The 21,337-nt window shown below is 47.0% G+C and carries 21 protein-coding genes; 19 read left to right on the top strand and 2 right to left on the bottom strand.

The window, feature by feature from the left end; all coding sequences use genetic code 11:
• The first annotated feature begins 115 nt into the window (after positions 1–115).
• On the top strand, positions 116–1,132 hold the full coding sequence (gene holA, locus FS628_RS15805; RefSeq protein WP_145323310.1) for a DNA polymerase III subunit delta: 1,017 nt from the start codon (positions 116–118) through the stop codon (positions 1,130–1,132).
• Between the two features lie 189 nt (positions 1,133–1,321).
• Here holA and rpsT read toward each other — a convergent pair whose 3' ends face one another.
• The gene (rpsT, locus tag FS628_RS15800; protein WP_024628504.1) at positions 1,322–1,594 is read right to left on the bottom strand and encodes a 30S ribosomal protein S20; all 273 of its coding nucleotides are present in this window, start codon (positions 1,592–1,594) and stop codon (positions 1,322–1,324) included.
• Between the two features lie 175 nt (positions 1,595–1,769).
• Between rpsT and gpr the strand changes: the two genes are divergently transcribed.
• The 18 genes from gpr (at position 1,770) to FS628_RS15710 (ending at position 19,740) form a co-directional block, all read left to right on the top strand.
• Positions 1,770–2,771: a GPR endopeptidase gene (gpr, locus tag FS628_RS15795; RefSeq protein ID WP_145323308.1), complete on the top strand. Its 1,002-nt coding sequence runs from the start codon at positions 1,770–1,772 to the stop codon at positions 2,769–2,771.
• Between the two features lie 144 nt (positions 2,772–2,915).
• A complete protein-coding gene (locus FS628_RS15790) occupies positions 2,916–4,211 on the top strand; it encodes a stage II sporulation protein P (RefSeq protein ID WP_145323306.1) in 1,296 nt (431 codons plus the stop codon).
• 53 nt (positions 4,212–4,264) lie between these two features.
• The gene (locus FS628_RS15785) at positions 4,265–4,624 is read left to right on the top strand and encodes a hypothetical protein (protein ID WP_145323304.1); all 360 of its coding nucleotides are present in this window, start codon (positions 4,265–4,267) and stop codon (positions 4,622–4,624) included.
• Positions 4,625–4,770: 146 nt separating this feature from the next.
• Positions 4,771–6,585: a translation elongation factor 4 gene (gene lepA / locus FS628_RS15780; RefSeq protein WP_145323302.1), complete on the top strand. Its 1,815-nt coding sequence runs from the start codon at positions 4,771–4,773 to the stop codon at positions 6,583–6,585.
• A 221-nt stretch (positions 6,586–6,806) separates the two neighbouring features.
• A complete protein-coding gene (gene hemW, locus FS628_RS15775; RefSeq protein WP_145323300.1) occupies positions 6,807–7,991 on the top strand; it encodes a radical SAM family heme chaperone HemW in 1,185 nt (394 codons plus the stop codon).
• A gap of 118 nt (positions 7,992–8,109) precedes the next feature.
• Positions 8,110–8,580: an N-acetyltransferase gene (locus FS628_RS15770; protein ID WP_145323298.1), complete on the top strand. Its 471-nt coding sequence runs from the start codon at positions 8,110–8,112 to the stop codon at positions 8,578–8,580.
• Positions 8,581–8,835: 255 nt separating this feature from the next.
• Positions 8,836–9,867: a heat-inducible transcriptional repressor HrcA gene (gene hrcA, locus FS628_RS15765; RefSeq protein ID WP_145323295.1), complete on the top strand. Its 1,032-nt coding sequence runs from the start codon at positions 8,836–8,838 to the stop codon at positions 9,865–9,867.
• A gap of 43 nt (positions 9,868–9,910) precedes the next feature.
• Positions 9,911–10,474: a nucleotide exchange factor GrpE gene (grpE, locus tag FS628_RS15760; protein WP_145323293.1), complete on the top strand. Its 564-nt coding sequence runs from the start codon at positions 9,911–9,913 to the stop codon at positions 10,472–10,474.
• Between the two features lie 158 nt (positions 10,475–10,632).
• Positions 10,633–12,477 carry a molecular chaperone DnaK gene (gene dnaK, locus FS628_RS15755; protein WP_062835522.1) on the top strand — a complete coding sequence of 615 codons (1,845 nt, stop codon included), beginning with the start codon at positions 10,633–10,635 and terminating at the stop codon, positions 12,475–12,477.
• Positions 12,478–12,606: 129 nt separating this feature from the next.
• A complete protein-coding gene (dnaJ, locus tag FS628_RS15750; protein ID WP_062835521.1) occupies positions 12,607–13,731 on the top strand; it encodes a molecular chaperone DnaJ in 1,125 nt (374 codons plus the stop codon).
• 243 nt (positions 13,732–13,974) lie between these two features.
• On the top strand, positions 13,975–14,343 hold the full coding sequence (locus FS628_RS15745; protein WP_145323291.1) for a hypothetical protein: 369 nt from the start codon (positions 13,975–13,977) through the stop codon (positions 14,341–14,343).
• A gap of 221 nt (positions 14,344–14,564) precedes the next feature.
• Complete coding sequence (locus tag FS628_RS15740) at positions 14,565–14,744, top strand: YfhD family protein (RefSeq protein ID WP_062835520.1); 180 nt, start codon at positions 14,565–14,567, stop codon at positions 14,742–14,744.
• On the top strand, positions 14,737–15,129 hold the full coding sequence (locus FS628_RS15735) for a hypothetical protein (RefSeq protein ID WP_145323289.1): 393 nt from the start codon (positions 14,737–14,739) through the stop codon (positions 15,127–15,129). Before FS628_RS15740 ends, FS628_RS15735 begins: the two co-directional genes overlap by 8 nt.
• Before the next feature lie 161 nt (positions 15,130–15,290).
• Positions 15,291–16,256, top strand: a complete 966-nt coding sequence (gene prmA / locus FS628_RS15730; RefSeq protein WP_145323287.1) for a 50S ribosomal protein L11 methyltransferase — start codon at positions 15,291–15,293, stop codon at positions 16,254–16,256.
• A 3-nt stretch (positions 16,257–16,259) separates the two neighbouring features.
• Entirely contained in the window at positions 16,260–16,940 is a 681-nt protein-coding gene (locus FS628_RS15725; protein WP_145323285.1) for a site-2 protease family protein, read from the top strand.
• Positions 16,941–17,078: 138 nt separating this feature from the next.
• Positions 17,079–17,843, top strand: a complete 765-nt coding sequence (locus tag FS628_RS15720; RefSeq protein WP_145323283.1) for an RsmE family RNA methyltransferase — start codon at positions 17,079–17,081, stop codon at positions 17,841–17,843.
• A 2-nt stretch (positions 17,844–17,845) separates the two neighbouring features.
• Positions 17,846–19,192 carry a tRNA (N(6)-L-threonylcarbamoyladenosine(37)-C(2))-methylthiotransferase MtaB gene (gene mtaB, locus FS628_RS15715; protein WP_145323281.1) on the top strand — a complete coding sequence of 449 codons (1,347 nt, stop codon included), beginning with the start codon at positions 17,846–17,848 and terminating at the stop codon, positions 19,190–19,192.
• A gap of 113 nt (positions 19,193–19,305) precedes the next feature.
• A complete protein-coding gene (locus FS628_RS15710; RefSeq protein WP_145323279.1) occupies positions 19,306–19,740 on the top strand; it encodes an NUDIX hydrolase in 435 nt (144 codons plus the stop codon).
• 66 nt (positions 19,741–19,806) lie between these two features.
• On the opposite strand, the gene FS628_RS15705 is transcribed toward FS628_RS15710, so the two are convergent.
• Positions 19,807–20,808 (bottom strand): Na/Pi cotransporter family protein, encoded by a 1,002-nt coding sequence (locus FS628_RS15705; RefSeq protein ID WP_145323277.1) that lies wholly within the window; start codon positions 20,806–20,808, stop codon positions 19,807–19,809.
• Positions 20,809–21,337 lie beyond the last annotated feature (529 nt).

The raw sequence follows: 21,337 nt of genomic DNA, 5'->3' as shown, positions 1-21,337 counted from the left end.
TGTCAGCGTTTATATAGATGTAGGACAGGGGACCTTCATCCGTAACTGGATGTAAGGTCCCTTTGTTGTCTTGCGCTTTTTCTGGTAGGATAAGAGGGATAAGGAGGCACCGTGAATGGATGTGAAGAGTGCAACAAAGGCAATACGTAGTGGAGAACCAGCTCCGATCTATGTGCTGTATGGAACGGAGAAGTATCAGATACAGCAATTTACGGATATGTTAAAAGAGCAGGTTATTGAAGAAGAACATCGTGATTTTGCGATTATTCCATATGATTTGTCTGAAACGGCCGTGGAGGTCGTTATTGAAGAAGCGGAGACCGTACCATTTCTGGTTCCCCGCAAATTAATTATTGTAAGGGATGCGAGCCTGTTTACTGCAGGTAAAGAATCCAAGATCGAACACCAGGTTGATCGTCTGCTTACATATATGGACAATCCTGCAGAATATAGTACGATTGTGTTTTTGGCTCAGGGGGATAAGTTGGATGAGCGGAAGAAACTGGTGAAGGCTGTTAAGAAGCAGGCGGTCGTTCTTGCTTTTGCTCCATTAAGTGGAGATGAGCTGTTGAGTTGGATTGTAAAACTGGCGAAGCAGCGCGATGTCTCTTTTGAAACTGGAGCAGCGGACACACTGGTTAGCTACGCGGGAACAGGGCTTCAGACCTTATCTGCTGAAGTAGACAAACTATGTTTGTTCGCGGGTAGTGGGGGGACAATCAAGCGTGCTGATATTGAATCGCTGGTTGCCCGTAGCACAGAGCAGAATGTATTTTCCCTGGTGGAAGAACTCGCCAATTTGCGATTAGAGAAGGCGCTTGCTCTTTTCTATGAGCTGTTGAAACAACGGGAAGAACCGATCAAAATTGCAGCTTTAATCGCCCGCCAGTTTCGGATCATGATTCAGGTGAAAGAGTTGGGCCAACAAAGTTACTCCCAGCAGCAAATTGCCAGTCAGCTTGGTCTGCATCCTTACGCTGTCAAGATTGCAGGTGAACAAGCTCGTAAATTTCAGCCGGATCGTCTGAGAATGATCCTGAGTCACCTCAGTGAACTGGATTACCAGATGAAAACAGGAGCTATCGATAAAGTGCTTGGTCTGGAGTTGTTCTTATTAAGACTTGGTGCGTAAAATGATACCTAAACCTGATAGAATCATAGGATGAATAAAAAAACAAAGCGACCTTTGCTCCATGATGGTTAAATCATCGGAATAAAGGTCGCTTTGTCTGTGTCGTATACTTATCGAATCAGATACTAAAAAATCCTGAAAGCCTATGCTGTTCAGGATTTTTCCATTGGATCGTATAAGTAACGCTTCTTACGCTTGTGCGGAAAGAGCGTTCAGTTTTTTCGCCAAGCGAGACTTTTTGCGTGCTGCAGCATTTTTATGAACCAGACCTTTAGTTACAGCCTTGTCCAGCTTTTTGGAAGCAGCTTGAATCGCAGCTTTTGCAGTATCAACTTCGTTACTTACCAGAGCAGCATCAGCAGCTTTAACAGCTGTACGGAGTGCAGATTTCTGGGAAGCGTTGAGTGCGCGGCGCTTGTCGCTCGTTTTTACGCGTTTAACAGCGGATTTGATGTTTGGCATTACATTCACCTCCTGTAAGGCATTTGCATGAATACAAACGTTTCACAACTTAAAATATTCTATCACGCTAGCATGTAAAATGCAACAGATATTCCTACGATGTTCGACATGCTGCATAAAGAAACTCTTTTTCCCACACAATATGCTCAAATGCGGTAAGGGAGGCAGGGACAGAATGACACTGGATTTGCAAAACTATACAGTTCGTACCGATTTGGCAATCGACTCCAAGGAAATGGCGCAAGGTGGACAGAAACAGACGATTCCCGGACTACGGGAAGATGTAGAGAAAAAAGAGGGTATTACGATTACACGTATTGATGTACTTAATGATGAAGCTGCCAAAGCCATTGGTAGGGTGAAAGGTCACTATGTCACTTTGGAGGTGCCGTCACTTCGGAATGGTGATACCGTGCTACAGGAGCGTGTTGCCGCTGAATTTACACGTGAGATGGAAGATTTTATGATTAAGGCGGGGATCAACAAAACATCCAAGATCCTGATTGTGGGTCTCGGTAACTTGCATGTCACGCCGGATTCACTTGGTCCGCTTGTGGTGGAGAATCTGATGGTGACCCGTCAGTATTTCGAATTGGTGCCAGATCAGGTCGCCCCAGGGTATCGGGAAGTCAGCGCGATTGCTCCCGGTGTGCTGGGTACAACGGGCATTGAATCCAGTGACATTGTACAGGGTATTGTTGACCGTACCAAGCCGGATGCCATTATTGCGATTGATGCCCTGGCCTCCCGTTCTCTGGAACGTGTGAATACAACCATTCAGGTAGCGGACATCGGTATCCATCCTGGTTCAGGTATTGGGAACAAACGGCGAGGCTTGACCCGTGAGATATTAGGTGTTCCCTGCATCGCTATCGGTGTACCGACCGTATGTTACGCGTCTACTATTGTGAACAATGTCATTGAGATGATGCGCTCACATTTCCGCCAGGAAACGGATCAGACGAAGCAAATTATGGGCATGCTGGACGACATCGGTGAAGAAGATCGCCTGAGTTTGGTGAAAGAGGTACTGGAACCACTGGGTCATGACCTAATCGTAACCCCAAAGGAAATTGATGAGTTTATCGAAGGCATTGCCAATGTTATTGCTACAGGGCTTAACGCCGCACTCCATGATGCAGTGAATCCGGATAACGTTGCTGCCTATACACATTAAAACTAAAAACTGCTCAGAAGAAGGTCCGAATCTATCGGACTTTCTTTTTTGTTCCTGGAATCTTTCATTTTCCTGTTCTATCAAATCTTGCAGGCTCATAGAGTTGAAGTATAAGAGTTGTCCAGCAAGGAAGGAGACAGCAGAATGAACAAGATATTGGCCTGGAATATTGGAAAGTGGAAAAAAAGATGTCTGCACGTGCTGGCCATGGGCCGTACGTTGTTGTTGCTTATGATCATATCCGCTTTGTTTTTTGTCGTACTTGGTCTCGGAGGAATGGCAGAGAAACGTCTAAATAATTCACCCGTTTCTTCCATGAAAGGATTTGCGAGCGCCGTATCAAGCCGCTTTTTTGTCGATATGCTTGGTATGGAGATGCCCCATCTCACCCAGAAAGAACAGACCTCTGCCATATCAGGAGAGAATCTCACCTCTTTTGTTTTTCAACTACTTACGAATGTTAACCCTCAAGATCCCAAGAGCCTGATTGCGAGAGAAATGCCCGGCATGGGTGCCAACCAACCTGTACTGCTCCGGCCCGGCTCTGGTAACGAAAAGGCCGAGGCTCCCGAAGATTATCAGCCCGGTCCTGGTCTTACGGATACGGCATCTGCGGGTGGAGGGAAACCCGGTAGTGAGCTGCATGTTCCGCCAGGTCAGGACAACACGGATCCGCCTGATTCGAGCGAGCCGGGAGATGGAGAAGTTAAAGAAGACCCCCCAGCAAAGGATGGCGAGAAAGACAATAGCGGCTCACCGACATCAGGCAGAAAATCAGTTCTTATCTATCATTCCCATCCACGGGAAGGCTACAACCCGCTGTTAGGTACAAAGAGTGACAATCCATCATCCGGCAAATCAACAGGCAATGTGTTTCAAGTGGGAACCTATCTCTCAGACAGTCTGGAGAAGCTGGGAATCGGCGTAGAACACGCAAAGGATGATTACCCTACCAAAGTAAAGGATTATAACTGGAACTATTCCTATAAATACTCCCGTCAAACCGTAAAAACGGCACTTGCTCAAAATGACGATCTGACGTACCTCATAGACATTCATCGGGATTCCCAGCGTCATGGCAAAACAACGACTACCATTAACGACTTGGGCTATGCCAAAGTGTATTTCATTATTGGACATGAAAATCCGAATTGGCGTCAAAATGAAGCCTTTGCAGCGAAAATTCATAAGAAACTGGAAGCCAAGTATCCTGGGGTATCCCGAGGTGTGTGGGGCAAGGATGGCGGAGGAGCCAACAACGGAGAGTATAACCAAACCCTTTCGCCCAACAGCATTTTGATCGAGATTGGCGGCATTGACAATACAGGAGCTGAGCTACAGCGCACATCCAAGATTCTCGCTGATATGATTGCCGAGGTGTATTGGGAAGATCAGAAGGTGGACAAAGCCAGTGCAGAGACTTCGTCGCAGGGTGGTTAGGAACTATATATGTAAGAAGACAAAAAATAGTAGAGTGACGGGAGGCAAAGCATATGTCCAGATTCGGTAAAAGACTGTTATCTATCGCTGTATTAATGTTGCTGGGTGTTTTGTTCGGAATGCAGCTGGCTGGCAGTAACTTTCATATGGGTAATCCATCAGGTGCCACACCAACCGCCGTGACAACAGAGCGAGCAACATCGGTTACCGAATCTGTTCAGACTGCACCTGTCCAAAAGGAAGTCAAAGAACCACCATTTGTACCTGTACAATCACCAAGCCAAGTGCTTGGGGCAGATCAGAATAAAGCTCCGGTTGATGAACTGGCAGACAAAACGGCTGGACTATTACAAAATTTGTCTCAAAGTGGAATCAAGTGGGTGGTCTCTCTATTTAGCGGAGTTGCTGAATAAAATACCATGATTTAAAGGTACAATATAACCTCTGGGAGTGAATGATTACACTTTATTATAAAAGTTAAGACATCACGGGATTGATGCACCCTGCATCAACTGTTATAATGAAGTGATTGACACTAGGCTGTTTCTGGGGGTAAGGAATGACTGATATTCGGGCAAGACAACGTAAAATTCGTAACTTTTCTATTATTGCACATATAGATCACGGCAAATCAACACTTGCGGACCGGATCTTGGAGTACACAGGTGCGCTCACTTCACGTGAAATGCAGGATCAAGTTCTGGATAAGATGGATCTTGAACGCGAACGTGGAATAACGATCAAGCTACAGGCAGTTGCTCTGAGCTACAAAGCTGATGACGGTGAAGAGTATTTATTGAATCTGATTGATACACCGGGACACGTAGACTTCACGTATGAAGTATCACGCAGTCTTGCTGCATGTGAAGGTGCTCTGCTGGTTGTGGATGCGGCTCAGGGAATTGAAGCCCAAACACTTGCCAACGTGTATCTGGCATTGGATAACAACCTTGAAATTTTACCGGTTATCAACAAAATTGACCTTCCGAGCGCTGATCCTGAACGGGTAAAGCAGGAAGTGGAAGATGTTATTGGTTTGGATACGAGTAACGCTGTTCTGGCTTCGGCCAAGTCGGGTATCGGGATCAAAGAGATTCTGGAGCAAGTGGTGCAAAGTGTTCCGGCACCTACTGGTGACCCGGATCAACCACTGAAAGCGCTGATTTTCGACTCGCATTATGACCCGTACAAAGGTGTAATCGTATACGTACGTGTTGTTGATGGCAAAATCAAATCCGGTTCCAAAATCAAAATGATGGCAACAGGTAAATCATTTGAAGTCATTGAAGTTGGCGCGTTCAAACCTCGCATGACCATCGTGGACGAGCTGAACGTGGGTGATGTTGGATTTATTGTTGCCGGTATTCGGCATGTAGGCGATACACAAGTCGGGGATACGGTGACAGATGCCAAAAATCCAACACCGGAACCTCTGCCGGGTTATCGCAAAATTAACCCAATGGTGTATTGTGGTCTCTATCCGATTGAAACATCGGACTATGTTGATCTGCGTGAAGCGTTGGAGAAATTGCAGTTGAACGATGCGTCTCTGAGCTTTGAACCGGAAACATCCAGTGCACTCGGTTTTGGATTCCGTTGTGGATTCCTTGGACTGCTTCACATGGACGTTATCCAGGAGCGAATCGAGCGGGAGTTTAACATTCCGTTGATCACAACGGCACCAAGTGTAATCTATCACGTCACCTTAACCAATGGTGAAGTGATGAAAATCGACAACCCATCCAACTATCCTGAGGTGGGACGGATTGATTACGTCGAGGAACCATACGTCAAGGCAGATATTATCGTACCGAATGATTATGTAGGTACCATTATGGAGCTGTGTCAGAATAAACGCGGTGAATATGTGAATATGGAATATCTGGACACAACCCGGGTTACCATTACCTATGAGATTCCGTTGTCCGAGATTGTATATGACTTCTTCGACCAGTTGAAATCCGGTACCAAAGGATACGCATCCCTGGATTATGAGCTGTCCGGTTACCGTCAGTCCAATCTGGCGAAAATGGATATTGTACTCAATGGCGAACAGGTTGATGCTCTGTCCTTCATCGTTCACCGTGACCGTGCCTATAATCGCGGACGCATTGTCTGTGAGAAACTGCGCGAGCTGATTCCGCGGCAAATGTTCGAGGTGCCAATTCAGGCATCCGTGGGTACCAAGGTCGTTGCTCGTGAAACGGTAAAAGCAATGCGTAAAAACGTACTTGCCAAGTGTTATGGTGGTGACATCTCGCGGAAACGGAAACTGCTTGAGAAGCAGAAGGAAGGTAAGAAGCGGATGAAGCAGGTTGGTAACGTTGAGGTGCCGCAAGAGGCGTTCATGGCAGTACTGAAAATCGATGACTAGGACGTTTGCTTGCAAACGTCACGTGAATCCTTTTGGTACATCAATAATTTGTGTATGAAAGGATAAACGATAGTTTGTTTCGGGTACATCACAGAGTGTGTGTATCGAAATTGAATTGTAGGACGTTTGCCTGCAACATGGTTACAACACAAAATATTAAATAACTAAGCTGAAAGGGAAGCCGGATGGCTTTCCTTTTTTCAAATAGAGGGGGACTTGCCATGACATTGGCAGCACACAGCCGGAAGACAGGTGCGCCCCAAGCGGTGTATCTTCACATTCCCTTTTGCACGAATAAATGTTTTTATTGCGACTTTAACTCTTACGTTCTGAAAGATCAGCCCGTGATGCAATATCTCGAAGCGCTGGAACGGGAGATGGAACATACAGTTAAGGCCAATCCACCGGGTGAGATCAAGACCATATTTGTAGGTGGCGGTACGCCAACGGCTCTGAAATCGGATGAGATGGCGGTATTTCTTCGTTCAGTCAAAACGTATTTTCCGAATTGGGCGGACGACATTGAATTTTCGATGGAAGCCAACCCGGGAACAACGGATGCAGAGAAGCTCATTGCGATGAAAGAAGGCGGAGTCAATCGCGTCAGTTTTGGCGTACAGGCTTTTCAGAATGATCTGCTGACAGGCATTGGCCGTATTCATAATACGGATGATGTATATCGCAGTCTGGAGAATGCTCGCAAAGCAGGTTTGAATAACCTCTCCATTGACCTGATGTTCGGGTTGCCGAACCAGACCGTAGCGATGTTGAATGAGAGCATCGACAAAGCACTGGAACTGGATCTGCCGCATTACTCCATCTACAGCCTTAAGGTAGAAGAGAATACACTTTTCCATACACTGTATCAGAAGAACCAGTTACCGCTTCCTCATGAAGATGATGAACTGGAAATGTATCTTCTATTAATGAAACGGATGAAAGAAGCAGGCTATGGACAATACGAGATCAGTAACTTTGCCAAGCCAGGCTTTGAGAGTCGCCACAATATTACGTACTGGCGTAATGAGGACTACTATGGTCTCGGTGCAGGTGCACATGGATATGTAGGCCGCGAACGGCATATGAATATTAAAGGTATAAATCCTTATGTTGAAGCTTCACGGGCAGGGCTGCCTCGTCTGGATCATTTTGAGATCGCTCGCCCGGAAGCCATGGAAGATTATCTGATGGTTGGACTGAGAATGCTGGAAGGGGCTTCATCTTCACGCTTTACCGAACAGTTCGGAGAGTCCATGGAAGAAGTGTTTGCGAAGCCTTTGGGCAAAATGCTTAACGCAGGATTGCTTGAGCGGACGGCAGACGGCTTCCGACTGAGCGAGCAGGGCATCCTGTTCGGAAATGACGTTTTTGCGGAGTTTATCGGGTCCATATCGCTGAATTCGTAGCTTGAAATTCTATACGCTCTGTTGTATATTTATTCATATTGAATTTACAGAGCGTGTTATTTTAACAACTACGAAGTCAGCTTTCCTCTGGAAAGCTTGGTAATAGGAGGAGAGCAGGATGTCGGTAATATGCAGAAAAGCTGTGCCGGAAGATGTTGAACCACTGTATGAAATGATTAAGGGCTATGCAGAGCGTGGGATCATGCTTCCGCGATCACGGGAAATACTGCACCGACAGCTGGAGCACTTTGTTGTAGCCGAAGTCGATGGTGAAGTGGTGGGTTGCGGATCACTTTGTCGTCTGGGGAATGATCTGGTGGAAGTCAGATCACTCGGTATCTCGGAAGGGCATAAAGGGCTCGGTATTGGCTCCCGATTGCTGGACCGGCTGGTAGAAGAAGCGGAGAGACAACAGATTCCTAAAGTTATGGCGTTAACCTACGAGGTGTCCTTCTTTCTCAAAAACGGATTTGCCGTGGTGGAAAAAGAGATTTTTCCCGAGAAAGTATGGACCGACTGTGTTCATTGCAGCAAGCAGGATTGCTGTGATGAGATCGCCGTATTAAAAGAGCTTAACGTATCGGCCTAACAACAGAATGGACTGCATGGATTGAGCCGAGTCAACCTCTGCCCTACATGCAGTCCTTTTTTACTTCAAACTATCTTCAGTAAAGTTGTTAGTACACCACGACATTGGTCTATACTATAAATAGATGAGCCCGCTCATCAAACTCACTTGACAATGTTCACGTCAGTTTGGTATTTTTGTATTACCGCTTAGCACTCATCTAACCGGAGTGCTAACGACATGGGACAGTACAGTCAGAAGGAGGGAATACTCACCATGTTAACAGAGCGTCAACGAATGATTCTGAACGCTATAGTGGATGACTATATCCGTTCAGCTGAGCCCGTAGGGTCCCGGAGCATTTCCAAAAGGGGAGATGTTGGATACAGTCCGGCGACGATCCGTAATGAAATGGCGGACCTTGAAGATATGGGTTTCCTGGAACAGCCGCATACATCGGCAGGACGCATTCCTTCCCATAAAGGCTATCGATATTATGTCGATCATTTGGTTCCTTGGAATCAGGTGGAGCCGCAGGAATTGGACGATCTGAAGTCGTTCTTCGCCGAAAAGCTGAATGTCATGGAACAAGTTATTCAACATGCATCCAATATTTTGTCACATATGACGAATTATACTTCGATCCTGCTTGGACCGGAAGTATTCCATACGTCCCTTCGCCACTTCCAATTGCTTCCGCTGAACGAAAGTGAAGCTGTGGCAATCATTGTGACCAATACCGGTCAGGTTGAGAACAAGACGGTCCAGATTCCGCCAGAAATCTCGGTAGCCGAGATGGAGAATGTGGTTCGACTATTGAACACCAAGCTGGTTGGAGTGCCAATTTACAAATTGAAATCCCGTCTCTATAGCGAACTTGGGCAAGAGATGGAACGGCATATTACACGTTATGAGGAAGTCATGCAGGTGCTGAACAGTGCCTTTGATAATGAAAATGATAATCGTCTGTTCCTCAGTGGTGCCACTAATATGTTAACTCAGCCGGAGTTTAAAGATATCGAAAAGGTAAAAGATATTCTTGATCTGCTTGAGGAAACACCAACACTCATGAAATTGATGATGCCCGTGCCGGGTGGATCTGGTATTCAGGTGCGAATAGGCACCGAGAATGATCATGAAGCCTTTGCTAACTGCAGCCTGATTACAGCCTCCTATTCATTGGACGGTGAGGCTTTGGGTTCGATCGGTATTCTGGGACCCACGCGGATGGATTACGCACGTGTCATTCATATTCTAAATACACTATCCCGTGATTTGACGGCGATGCTGACGCATCGTTTCAAATAAGAGACGGAAATGAACATTTCATTCGTATAAGGAGGTGAACATCTTGAAAGAGGAGCAATCATTTACAGAAGAACAAGAGGTAACAGCAGCTGAGCATGAGCCTGTCAATGAAGCTGGCGCTGCAGAAGCACAAGCTGAAGAGATCGCTGATCAGGAGCAGGATGAGCTTGCACGTCTGAAGGCAGAAGCTGAGGAGCAACAGCAGCGTTATGTCCGTGCACAGGCTGATTTTGATAACTTCCGTCGTCGTACACAGAAGGAAAAAGAGGAATTGGCTAAATATGCTTCGATGAAGCTGGTCACCGAACTGGTACCGGTTATTGATAACTTCGAGCGTGCCATGGCTACTGTACCGGAAGGAACAGAGTCCGAATCTTTCTCAAAAGGTATCCAAATGATTTTCCGTCAATTGGAAACTGTGATGACGAATGAAGGTCTGACGGCGATGGAATCAGTAGGACAACCGTTCAATCCTGAATTCCACCAAGCAATCATGCAAGTGGAGAGCGACGAGTACGAAGAAGGTATCGTTGTTGAGGAAGTCCAAAAAGGCTACATGCTGAAAGATAAAGTGCTTCGTCCGGCTATGGTTAAAGTCAGCTCATAATTTCCGGCAGGAAAGAATGAGTCGGCTCCATGGTTGAATAATGTGGTCGAAGCTTAATATAAAGGTTTGTACACATAGAGCACGATTAGCAACATGAACATCCAATAAGGGTCATACCTGACCCATTTATTTTAAATTGTCGAGGAGGAAATTTTTCCATGAGTAAAGTAATCGGTATTGACTTAGGAACAACAAACTCATGCGTAGCGGTAATGGAAGGCGGCGAGGCAGTCGTAATTCCAAATCCCGAGGGCGCACGTACAACCCCATCCGTAGTAGGTTTCAAAAAAGATGGAGAGCGTGTTGTCGGTGAAACAGCAAAACGTCAAGCGATCACGAATCCGGATCGTACCATCATGTCGATCAAACGTCATATGGGTACTTCCCACAAAGAAACAATCGATAGCAAAGACTACTCTGCACAAGAGATCTCTGCAATCATCCTGCAAAAATTGAAATCCGATGCTGAAGCTTATCTGGGCCAAACGGTAACTCAAGCAGTTATCACTGTACCAGCTTACTTCAATGACAGTCAGCGTCAAGCGACTAAAGATGCGGGTAAAATTGCAGGTTTGGAAGTTCTGCGTATCGTCAACGAGCCAACAGCAGCAGCTTTGGCATACGGTATGGAGAAATCCGAAGACCAAACGATTCTCGTATATGACTTGGGTGGCGGTACGTTCGACGTATCCATTCTTGAACTGGGTGACGGCTTCTTCGAAGTTAAAGCAACTAGCGGGGACAACCAACTGGGCGGGGATGACTTTGACCAAGTGATCATCGATTATCTCGTAAGTGAATTCAAAAAAGATCAAGGCATTGACTTGAGCAAAGATAAAGCAGCGGTTCAACGTTTGAAAGATGCAGCGGAAAAAGCGAAAAAAGAACTTTCCGGCGTATTGACTACAACGATCTCCTTGCCGTTCATCACGGTTGCTGATGGCGTTCCTCAGCATTTGGAGTTGAACCTGAGCCGTGCGAAATTTGAAGAAATCTCTGAAGGTCTGGTTGAGCGTACACTCGAACCAACTCGTCGTGCATTGAGCGATGCGGGTATGACGGCTAACGATATCGACAAGATCGTATTGGTTGGTGGTTCCACACGTATTCCTGCAGTACAAGAAGCGATCAAGAAACTGACTGGTAAAGAGCCACACAAAGGCGTTAACCCGGATGAAGTTGTAGCTTTGGGTGCTGCTGTACAAGCGGGCGTACTGACAGGTGATGTGAAAGACGTTGTATTGCTCGACGTAACTCCATTGTCCCTGGGTATCGAAACAGCAGGTGGCGTATTCACTAAAATGATCGAACGTAACACAACGATCCCTACAAGCAAATCTCAAGTATTCTCCACGTATGCAGACAATCAACCAAGCGTTGAGATTCATGTTCTGCAAGGTGAGCGTGAGATGGCAGCGGGTAACAAATCGCTTGGACGTTTCATGTTGGGTGATATTCCACCAGCTCCACGTGGCGTTCCGCAGATCGAAGTTAGCTTCGATATTGATGCCAATGGTATCGTTAACGTATCTGCAACAGATAAAGGTACAAACAAAACTCAAAAAATCACAATCACTTCTTCCAGCGGTTTGAGCGATGCTGAAGTTGAGCAAATGATGAAAGATGCTGAGCTGCACGCTGAAGAAGATAAAAAACGCAGAGAACTCGTTGAAGCGAAAAACAGTGCAGATCAATTGATCTACTCTGTTGACAAAACGATCAAAGATCTTGGCGAAAAAGCAGATGCTGGCGAAGTTGAAAAAGCAAATGCAGCCAAAGAAAAACTGCAAGGCGTTCTGGCTTCCGACAACCTGGAAGACATCAAAGCTGCTACAGAAGAACTGACAGAGATCGTTCAACAACTGTCCGTGAAACTGTATGAGCAAGCACAGGCGCAAGAGCAAGAAGCACAAGGTGCTGAAGAGCAACAAGGTTCCGCAAAACGTGACAACGTTGTAGACGCTGATTACGAAGTTGTGGATGAAGATAAAAAACAAAACTAATTCGTAGTTCTACGCGAATTAAACATCGGTGACGTTCGAATTAGAGGGAAAGTCATAGCCGGGGCTCCCGTGCTTTGGCTTTCCTTTTGTCACGATGTGCGATATGGTGAATGATATGGGGGTGGAAGAGTGGCTGAAAAGCGTGATTATTATGAGGTGCTTGGCGTTAGTAAAACGGCTAACGACGATGAGATTAAAAAGGCTTACCGTAAGCTTGCCCGTCAGTATCACCCTGACGTAAACAAGGCTGCTGATGCGGAAGCTAAATTTAAAGAAGTTAAAGAAGCTTATGATGTCGTGAGTGACGGTCAGAAGCGTGCACAGTATGACCAATATGGTCATGTCGATCCGAATCAGGGTGGATTCGGTGGTGGCGGTGATTTTGGCGGCGGCGGATTTGGCGACATCTTCGACATGTTCTTTGGTGGCGGTGGCGGCGGACGACGTGATCCAAATGCTCCGCAACGGGGGAATGACCTGCAGTACACGATGACCATTGAATTCAAGGAAGCTGTATTCGGGAAAGAAACCGATATTACGATTCCGCGTACCGAAGGCTGTGATACCTGTCATGGCTCAGGTGCCAAACCTGGAACGAAACCGGAAACCTGCTCGGTCTGCCAAGGTAGCGGTCAGCAGGAAGTCGTGCAGAATACACCGTTTGGTCGTATGGTTAATCGTCGTGCATGTTCGAACTGTAGTGGTTCAGGCCAGATCATCAAAGAAAAATGTACGACATGTAGCGGTAGCGGTAAAGTCCGCAAGCAACGCAAAATCCATGTTCGCATTCCAGCGGGTGTAGATGATGGTGCGCAACTGCGTATGACAGGCGAGGGCGAAGGCGGTCTGCGTGGCGGACCAGCGGGAGATCTGTATATTGTCATTCGTGTGAAATCCCATGATTTCTTCGAGCGTGAAGGCGACGATATCTATTGTGAAATCCCACTCACCTTTGCCCAGGCAGCTCTGGGAGATGAAGTTGAGATCCCGACACTGACCGAGAAAGTGAAGTTGAAAGTACCAGCCGGTACACAAACGGGAACGTATTTCCGTCTCAAAGGCAAAGGTGTACCACGCCTGCGTGGTATGGGGCAAGGGGATCAGCATGTGAAAGTGGTTGTGGTTACACCTAGTAAGCTGAATGACGAGCAGAAAGATCTGCTTCGCCAAATTGCTGCGCTGGATGGAGAGCAGACACATGAGCATGAACAATCCTTCTTTGACAGAGTGAAGCGCGCCTTCCGTGGCGACTGAGAATAAAATATAGCAATCTCAAAAGGACACCACAGCGGTTTTTACCGCAGGGTGTCCTTTTTTGTACGCCTTTTGGAGTGGCTATCCATTAGTCTTGGCAGAATCCATGAATTTTTGATACGAAGAACGGCAGCAAGTTGTGGGAGCATTTCGGTATATTCTGAGCGAACTTGCGGAAAGATAGCATGGCGAGAATGATATGCATAGCTGATATGCGAGAAATTAGGGAAGCAGGTGAAGCGAATGACCGAGAAAAATATTTTGGCGTACTTTCACAGCCCGGAGCAAGCTCAAGGGGCAGCCAAAAAACTGGAGGCATTGCGAGTGGAGGACCTGTCGATTAATCGATTCAGCCGATATGCGGGTGTAGGACCAAGCGGGGCTTCCTACAAGCCGGGCGTTTCCGGCAGTTTTTCATCATGGGTGCCCGATTCAATGCAAACGAATGCCAGTGCTGGAATCATGGCTGCGGCAGACCCTTCCGCAAGTGGCATGAGTGATGGCGGACAGGGTGGACCTACAGGAAGAGATGTATTATTAACTGTCGTTGTAGATGAGTCGGTACATCACCGTGCTATGTCTATAATCGAACAAGCCGGTGGAATGATTTAGTTTCAGGAAATCTATATAAGATGAACAGAGAATTACACTTTAACGGAGAGTGTAGAACCAATCTGAAGAAGCAAAGCGTTCGCCTTTATCCCTGGATTTCTCCCTATAAGAAGGGAGTTGAAGAAATCTGGGGATAACAGCGATCGGAGGATGGGACTACAATCGGAGTGTTACAGTGTAACACGTATTAGTTCATTTTAATTTGAAGGAGGAACATAACAATGGCAGAACACGAACGCCCAGGCAAGATTCTCACAAAAACGGAAAAGATGAAACGATTGCAGTCCGCCAAAAATGAAGACGTGGAATTCAGCGCTGAAGCTGCAGATCATGAAGATATAGAAGCACTACGCCGCAGTGAAGCGGCTGATCGACGTCAGGGACGGGAGCTTCATGACTGAAGATCGCTCGGCAGTGACCCTCGAAGCTGTTTTTACCAGCTGGACTGAGGCGGAGTCTGCACGTAGAGCTCTGGAATTGTTGCACCCGAACCAATTAAGTATCGAGAGTCGTAGTAATGAATCGTCTGCATTGGACTCACACGATGTTACAGGCACCGATAGTTCTCCTACGGCTGTCGTCGGAGGATTTAGTGGCGAGCTGAATGTACTTGGCCTGATTAGTGATGAAACGGAAATGTTATCAAATGGGCAGGTCTATGATACACCCGAAGAGGATTCGGTAAACAGGCTAAGACAAGAAATATTGTTGACGGTGTCCGTATCCAACGATTCGTTACCGCAAGCCGCAGAGATGATTACACAGAACGGTGGGCGTTTTTGCTAAGTAAATGAACCTGATAATGATCATTACACGACAGGATATTCGAGCGGTCAAGCTGCGGATATCCTGTTTTGTTTTTCTTTTACTGATGCGGCTTTGTACTCCTGCTCGCTTGTGTAGTACAATAGTTGGGATGTTTGAAAAATGAGGAGGAAAAACCAAGTATGTTATGGCATGAACTAACAATACATACCACAGAAGAAGCTGTGGAGATGATTTCTAATTTTTTACATGAAGCGGGTGCTGGAGGGGTTTCGATTGAAGAGTCCGGTACTTTAAATAAAAAACGAGACACGACATATGGTGAGTTATACGATGTTCCTTTGAATGATATTCCTGAAGGCTTTGCGGTCATCAAAGGGTACTTCTCCGAAGGTACGGATATGGTTGCATTGCAGTCAGAAGTTAATCCAAGAATCGAAGAACTCACTGAATTCGGAATTGATACGGGTGAGGTTCGTTATGAGACACGTACAGTGGATGAAAATGACTGGGCAACGGCCTGGAAGCAATATTTCAAACCGGTACGTGTATCAGAACGTCTGACGATTAAACCAACGTGGGAAGAGTATACGCCAGAAAGTCCGGATGAGAAAATTATTGAACTTGACCCAGGCATGGCTTTTGGTACAGGAACTCATCCAACGACTTCCCTCTGCTTGCGTACACTGGAAACGGTTATTCAAGGCGGCGAGGAAATCATTGACGTAGGTACAGGTTCTGGCATTTTGGCAATTGGAGCGATAAAGCTTGGTGCTAAACATGTGTTGGCGCTCGATCTGGATCCAGTTGCGGTCATCAGTGCCAGGGAGAATGTAGAACTGAATGGGCTGGAGCAACAAATTACGGTTAAAGAGAGTGATTTGCTGTCCGTCCTTGGCAATCAGGACCCTGCACTTGGAGTACAACTGCCTGTTAAGGTTGTGGTGGCTAACATTCTGGCAGAGATCATTTTGTTGTTCGTGGACGATGTGTATAATGCACTTGAGTCTGGCGGCACCTATATTGTATCGGGCATTTGGAAGAACAAAGAGCAGGTTGTGCATGATGCATTGGTAGCCTCCGGGTTTGAAGTGAGTGCCATCCACCGTGATGAGGATTGGCTGGCGTATGTAGCCAGAAAGGGGTAACGTATGGACTTTTGGAATTCGTTCTTTCGTTATCCGATCGATCAGCTGCCATTCTTCCTGCTGACCATTCTGATCGCATTTACGGTGCATGAATTCTCGCATGCATATTTCGCCAACAAATTCGGTGATCCGACAGCCAAGCTGTTGGGTCGGGTCACGCTGAATCCGGTTGTGCACTTTGACTTGTTTGGTGTGCTGTTGCTCATTATAGCGGGCTTCGGTTGGGCTCGTCCGGTTCCGGTTAATCGGGCTAACTTCGACAAGCCTAGATTGATGGGCATCATCGTATCCGCAGCAGGGCCTCTGAGCAATCTGTTACTCGCGATCATCGGTACAATCATCTATGCTTCACTGGTTGGTTCTGGAGCACTTGGCGGCATTGATAATGAGCGGCTGCTGACAGCAATCACGACGTTCTTCGCTATTTTTAACCTAACAAACTTTTTCCTGTTCCTGTTTAACTTGATTCCGTTGCCCCCGCTGGATGGTTATCGGATTCTGGAAGATGTACTGCCACCTTCAATCAGCCGCAAGCTGCAAGGTGTGGAGCAATGGTCCATTTTTATCTTCCTATTGATTCTTGTTATACCTCCGTTGCAAAATATGACGATTCAACCTTTGTATGAGTTTGCGCAAACGATGTATGTGGACCTGGCAAAGCTGGTTATTGAACTATATCGCTAAAAGCACGTTGTGTTATGGACCAGAATACTGGTCAGAAACACGTAAAAGTTGTATGATCATCTGTGGCGATTGGATTCACGCCTGTCATCAGACGGGGTGAATTCCAGTCATAACAGGACAGAATGGGTGGATTGACTAATGCAGCGATATTTTGTATCTGCAGAACAGTTTAATGAACATGCTGTGATCATCACAGGTGATGATGCACGCCATATCGGCAAGGTTATGCGTGGTAAACCTGGAGATAAACTGATTGTCAGTGACGGAAACTCCAGAGAGGCACTAGTGGAAATTGAAAGTATTGAAGCAGGCCAAGTGACGGCCAATATTGTAGAGCCTTTGGTTATGGACCATGAAGCACGGATTCGCGTAACCGTGGCACAGAGCTTGCCCAAAGGCGACAAGATGGAGACGGTCATCCAGAGATGTACCGAGATTGGGGCAGTATCATTTGTACCCTTCCTCTCAGAACGTACGATTGTGCAATACGATGCCAAGAAAGAAGGCAAACGGTTGGAGCGGTGGCGGAAAATTGCCAAGGAAGCAGCCGAACAGAGCCACCGGAATCGCATTCCATCCGTGGAGCAGCCACTTTCCTGGAAAGGGCTGTTATCTTCTTTTGAGGGCTATAGCCTGGTATGTTATTGTTATGAGAAAGAAAACGGTAAACAGCTGAGAGACGCGCTGAAACCGTTTGTTGAGCAACTTGCACCTGATGCACGTGCAGAAGTTTTGATCGTTGTTGGACCGGAAGGTGGATTTTCTGAGAAGGAGACGGCAGAGGCTGATCGGGCTGGTGCTGTATCTGTTGGACTGGGCAAACGCATTTTGCGTGCTGAGACAGCTGGAATGGCAGCACTAACTTGCGTGCTATATGAATCCGGAGAAATGGGAGGAATGTAATTATGCCATCCGTGGCGTTTTACACCTTAGGCTGCAAAGTTAATTTCTATGATACAGAGGCGATTTGGCAATTGTTCAAAAACGAAGGATACGATCAAGTGGACTTTGACGAACAGACAGCAGATGTATACTTGATTAATACTTGTACAGTAACCAATACCGGCGACAAAAAGAGCCGTCAAATTATTCGTCGTGCCATTCGGCGCAACCCGGAGGCCATTGTGGCCGTTACAGGCTGCTATGCGCAGACTTCTCCGGCAGAGATTCTGGACATCCCTGGCGTGGACCTGGTTATCGGTACACAGGACCGTGACAAAATTCTGCCATATGTCAATGAAATTCAGGAGTCCCGTCAACCCGTTAACGCGGTGCGCAATATTATGAAAACCCGTGTGTTTGAAGAGATGGATGTACCTGATTTTGCTGATCGTACCCGAGCTTTCCTGAAAATTCAGGATGGATGCAATAATTTTTGCACGTTCTGCATCATTCCGTGGTCTCGTGGTCTCTCACGTAGCCGGGAAGCGAACAGTATCGTTCAACAGGCCCATCAACTCGTACACGCCGGATACAAGGAAATTGTTCTTACAGGTATTCATACAGGTGGATATGGGGATGACATGGAGAACTATGATCTAACTGATCTGCTGTGGGATTTGGATAAAGTAGAGGGCCTGGAGCGTATTCGAATCAGCTCGATTGAAGCCAGCCAGATCGACGATCGCATGCTCGACGTGATTAAACGTTCGGATAAACTCGTTCGTCACTTTCATATTCCGCTGCAAGCTGGCGATGATACGGTATTAAAACGCATGCGTCGCAAGTATACGACAGAAGAGTTCTACAACAAAATGCTTCGCATTCGAGAAGCGATGCCAGATGTGGCGATTACGACTGACATTATTGTTGGATTTCCGGGTGAGACGGATGAAATGTACCGTAATGGCTATGAGTTGATGCGAAAAATCGGTTTTTCCGAAATGCACGTATTCCCTTATTCCAAACGTACAGGTACTCCTGCAGCACGGATGGAAGATCAGGTGGACGAAGAGGTCAAAAATGCACGTGTGCATGAACTTATTGAACTGTCTGAGCAGATGCAACTGGAGTACGCCAAACAGTTTGTCGGACAGGTACTGGATGTCATTCCCGAAGGTGAAGCCAAAGGCCGCGAGGGAAGTGGCAAACTGCACGGATATAGCGACAATTACATTCAGCTGGTCTTTGACGGAACCATGGATATGGTCGGTAAAGTATGCCGAGTCAAATTGGTTGATGCTGGCGTGAACGAAAGTCAGGGTACGCTCGTACGTGTATTGGAAGATAATCTCAAGTCCGCCGCGATGTAATCGAGGCGTCAGAAACAAGGATTTCATTTCCTTGGGGAGCTTACCCGTGGAGATGAGGTCCTTCTTTTGCAAAAAATAAGATACAGATATTGAAGTCGATGGGGGAGAGCACGATGAACAAAAAAGAAATTTCAGCAGGCGGAGTTGTTTATAGAACAGGGGAAGACGGACGTCTTCAAATTCAGCTTATCGTAGATCGTTACGGTAAAACGACTCTCGCCAAGGGCAAAATGGAAGATGGAGAAACGATTGAACAGACCGCACTGCGCGAGATCCTGGAAGAGACGGGTATGGTCGGTCGCATTGTCGAGCCGGTTAATATTATCGCCTATACGTACCAACATGCAGAGTATGGCCCGGTAGATAAGGAAGTTCATTACTATCTCGTTGAAGCTGAGAGTGGAGATTTACAGCCTCAGATTGAAGAAATCAAGGGTGTGGATTGGTATGCTCCGGAAGAAGCATGGTCCCTACAGCAGCAGAGCGGATATGATAATAACGATGACATCTTGCGTGTAGCACTGAACAAGTTGGGCATTAACGTATAACGCATTATAGTTCTAATTCGACGAGTCAGTTAGCCGGGCGCTCTGTGGGTCTGGATAGGCAGATCATCAAGACACGGGTGACTTCGCCGCGGGGGCGTGGACCGGTGGTTTTTTGTGCCAGATTGGCAAGTAACAGAACGGCAAAGCAAGCAGTGAACTGGTGATGTTAAAAAGGGTCTGGGCATGCGCGATCTGTGCCCCATTGTCCGCTGACAGCCAAGCCGAAGCTGCATGCAGCTGGCCGATCAACGGCATGAACAACAGTGCTCCCGCAATGTTTAATACAACATGGGAGGCTGCGACAAATTTGCCTGCAGATGCTCCGCCCGCGGCAGCAATTACAGCAGTGATGCAGGTCCCCACGTTGGACCCGATCACAATGGCGATACCGATCTCCACAGGTAATACCCCTGTGGCTGCGAGCGTAATTGCCATGCTAATGACGGCCGCGCTGCTGTGAATGAGCGCCGTGAGACACGCACCTGCCAGGAAGCCCCACCACAAGCTGTCGGCCGAGCGGTCGAGAAACCATTGAAATACGCCCATGCTCCGCAGTGGCAAGGCAATGGATTGCATGACCTGAATGCCTGTCATGACAAGTGCAAATCCGGCAGCTGCGAGGAAGCTGTATTGGATGTTAAACAGAGTCTGCCGCGTGCGTTCAGGAGCGGCTAGATTGCGTTCACCAAGTACAACAAACATGGCCCAGCCCGTCAGCGACAGGACAAGCAGGGGCAGGGAAGCACGTCCGATCTGCAGCCCCACCAGCTCCGTTGTCAGGCATGTCCCGATGTTGGTGCCAAGGATGATGCCGAGTGTGCGTCCGTAAGTAATCAATCTGGCATTAGCCAGTCCAATGGTGAGTACGGTGACCGCAGTACTGCTCTGCAACAGGGCCGTTGCACCCGCGCTGAAAGCCATGCCTTTCCAGGGAGCAGAGGTAGCTCGATTGAGCCAACCTGCCAGCATGGGCCCTGCCATGCGCTGCAAGGCGGTTTCCATCAACTTCATGCCGCCAAAAAAGATAATAAGCCCATATAGCAGGGGCAGTATAACATCTCTAAACATACAAAATCATTCCTTCCGTCCGATTCCTTAACTCATCCTATGAGTAAATAAAGACAACCATGACAAGCCTAAAGGAATTCAGAGGGAAGCGAACCTTAATTATCCCACCCCAATTCGAAAGATACGGTGATTCGAGCAAACGTAGTGGAGGGGACGAAATCGAATCTGAAGAAGCGAAGCGTGCGCCTTTGTCTCGGGATTTTCCCTTTAAGAAAGGGAATCAAAAAAATCTGGAGACAACAGCGATCAGAAGATCGATTCGTAACCGGAACGTCACTTAACTGCCGCACCCCAATTCGAAAGATACGGTGATTCGTGCAAGCGTAGTGGAGGGGACGAAATCGAATCTGAAGAAGCGAAGCGTGCGCCTTTGTCTCCGGATTTTCCCTTTAAGAAAGGGAATCAAAAAAATCTGGAGACAACAGCGATCGGAAGATCGATTCGTAACCGGAACGTCACTTAACTGCCGCACCCCAATTCGAAAGATACGGTGATTTGTGCAAGCGTAGTGGAGGGGACGAAATCGAAT

The organism is Paenibacillus xylanexedens, assembly GCF_007676705.1.
Taxonomy (GTDB): Bacteria; Bacillota; Bacilli; order Paenibacillales; family Paenibacillaceae; genus Paenibacillus; species Paenibacillus xylanexedens_C.
The sequence above is the reverse complement of the archived record's forward strand: the minus strand, read 5'-3'. Positions and strand labels throughout refer to the sequence as shown.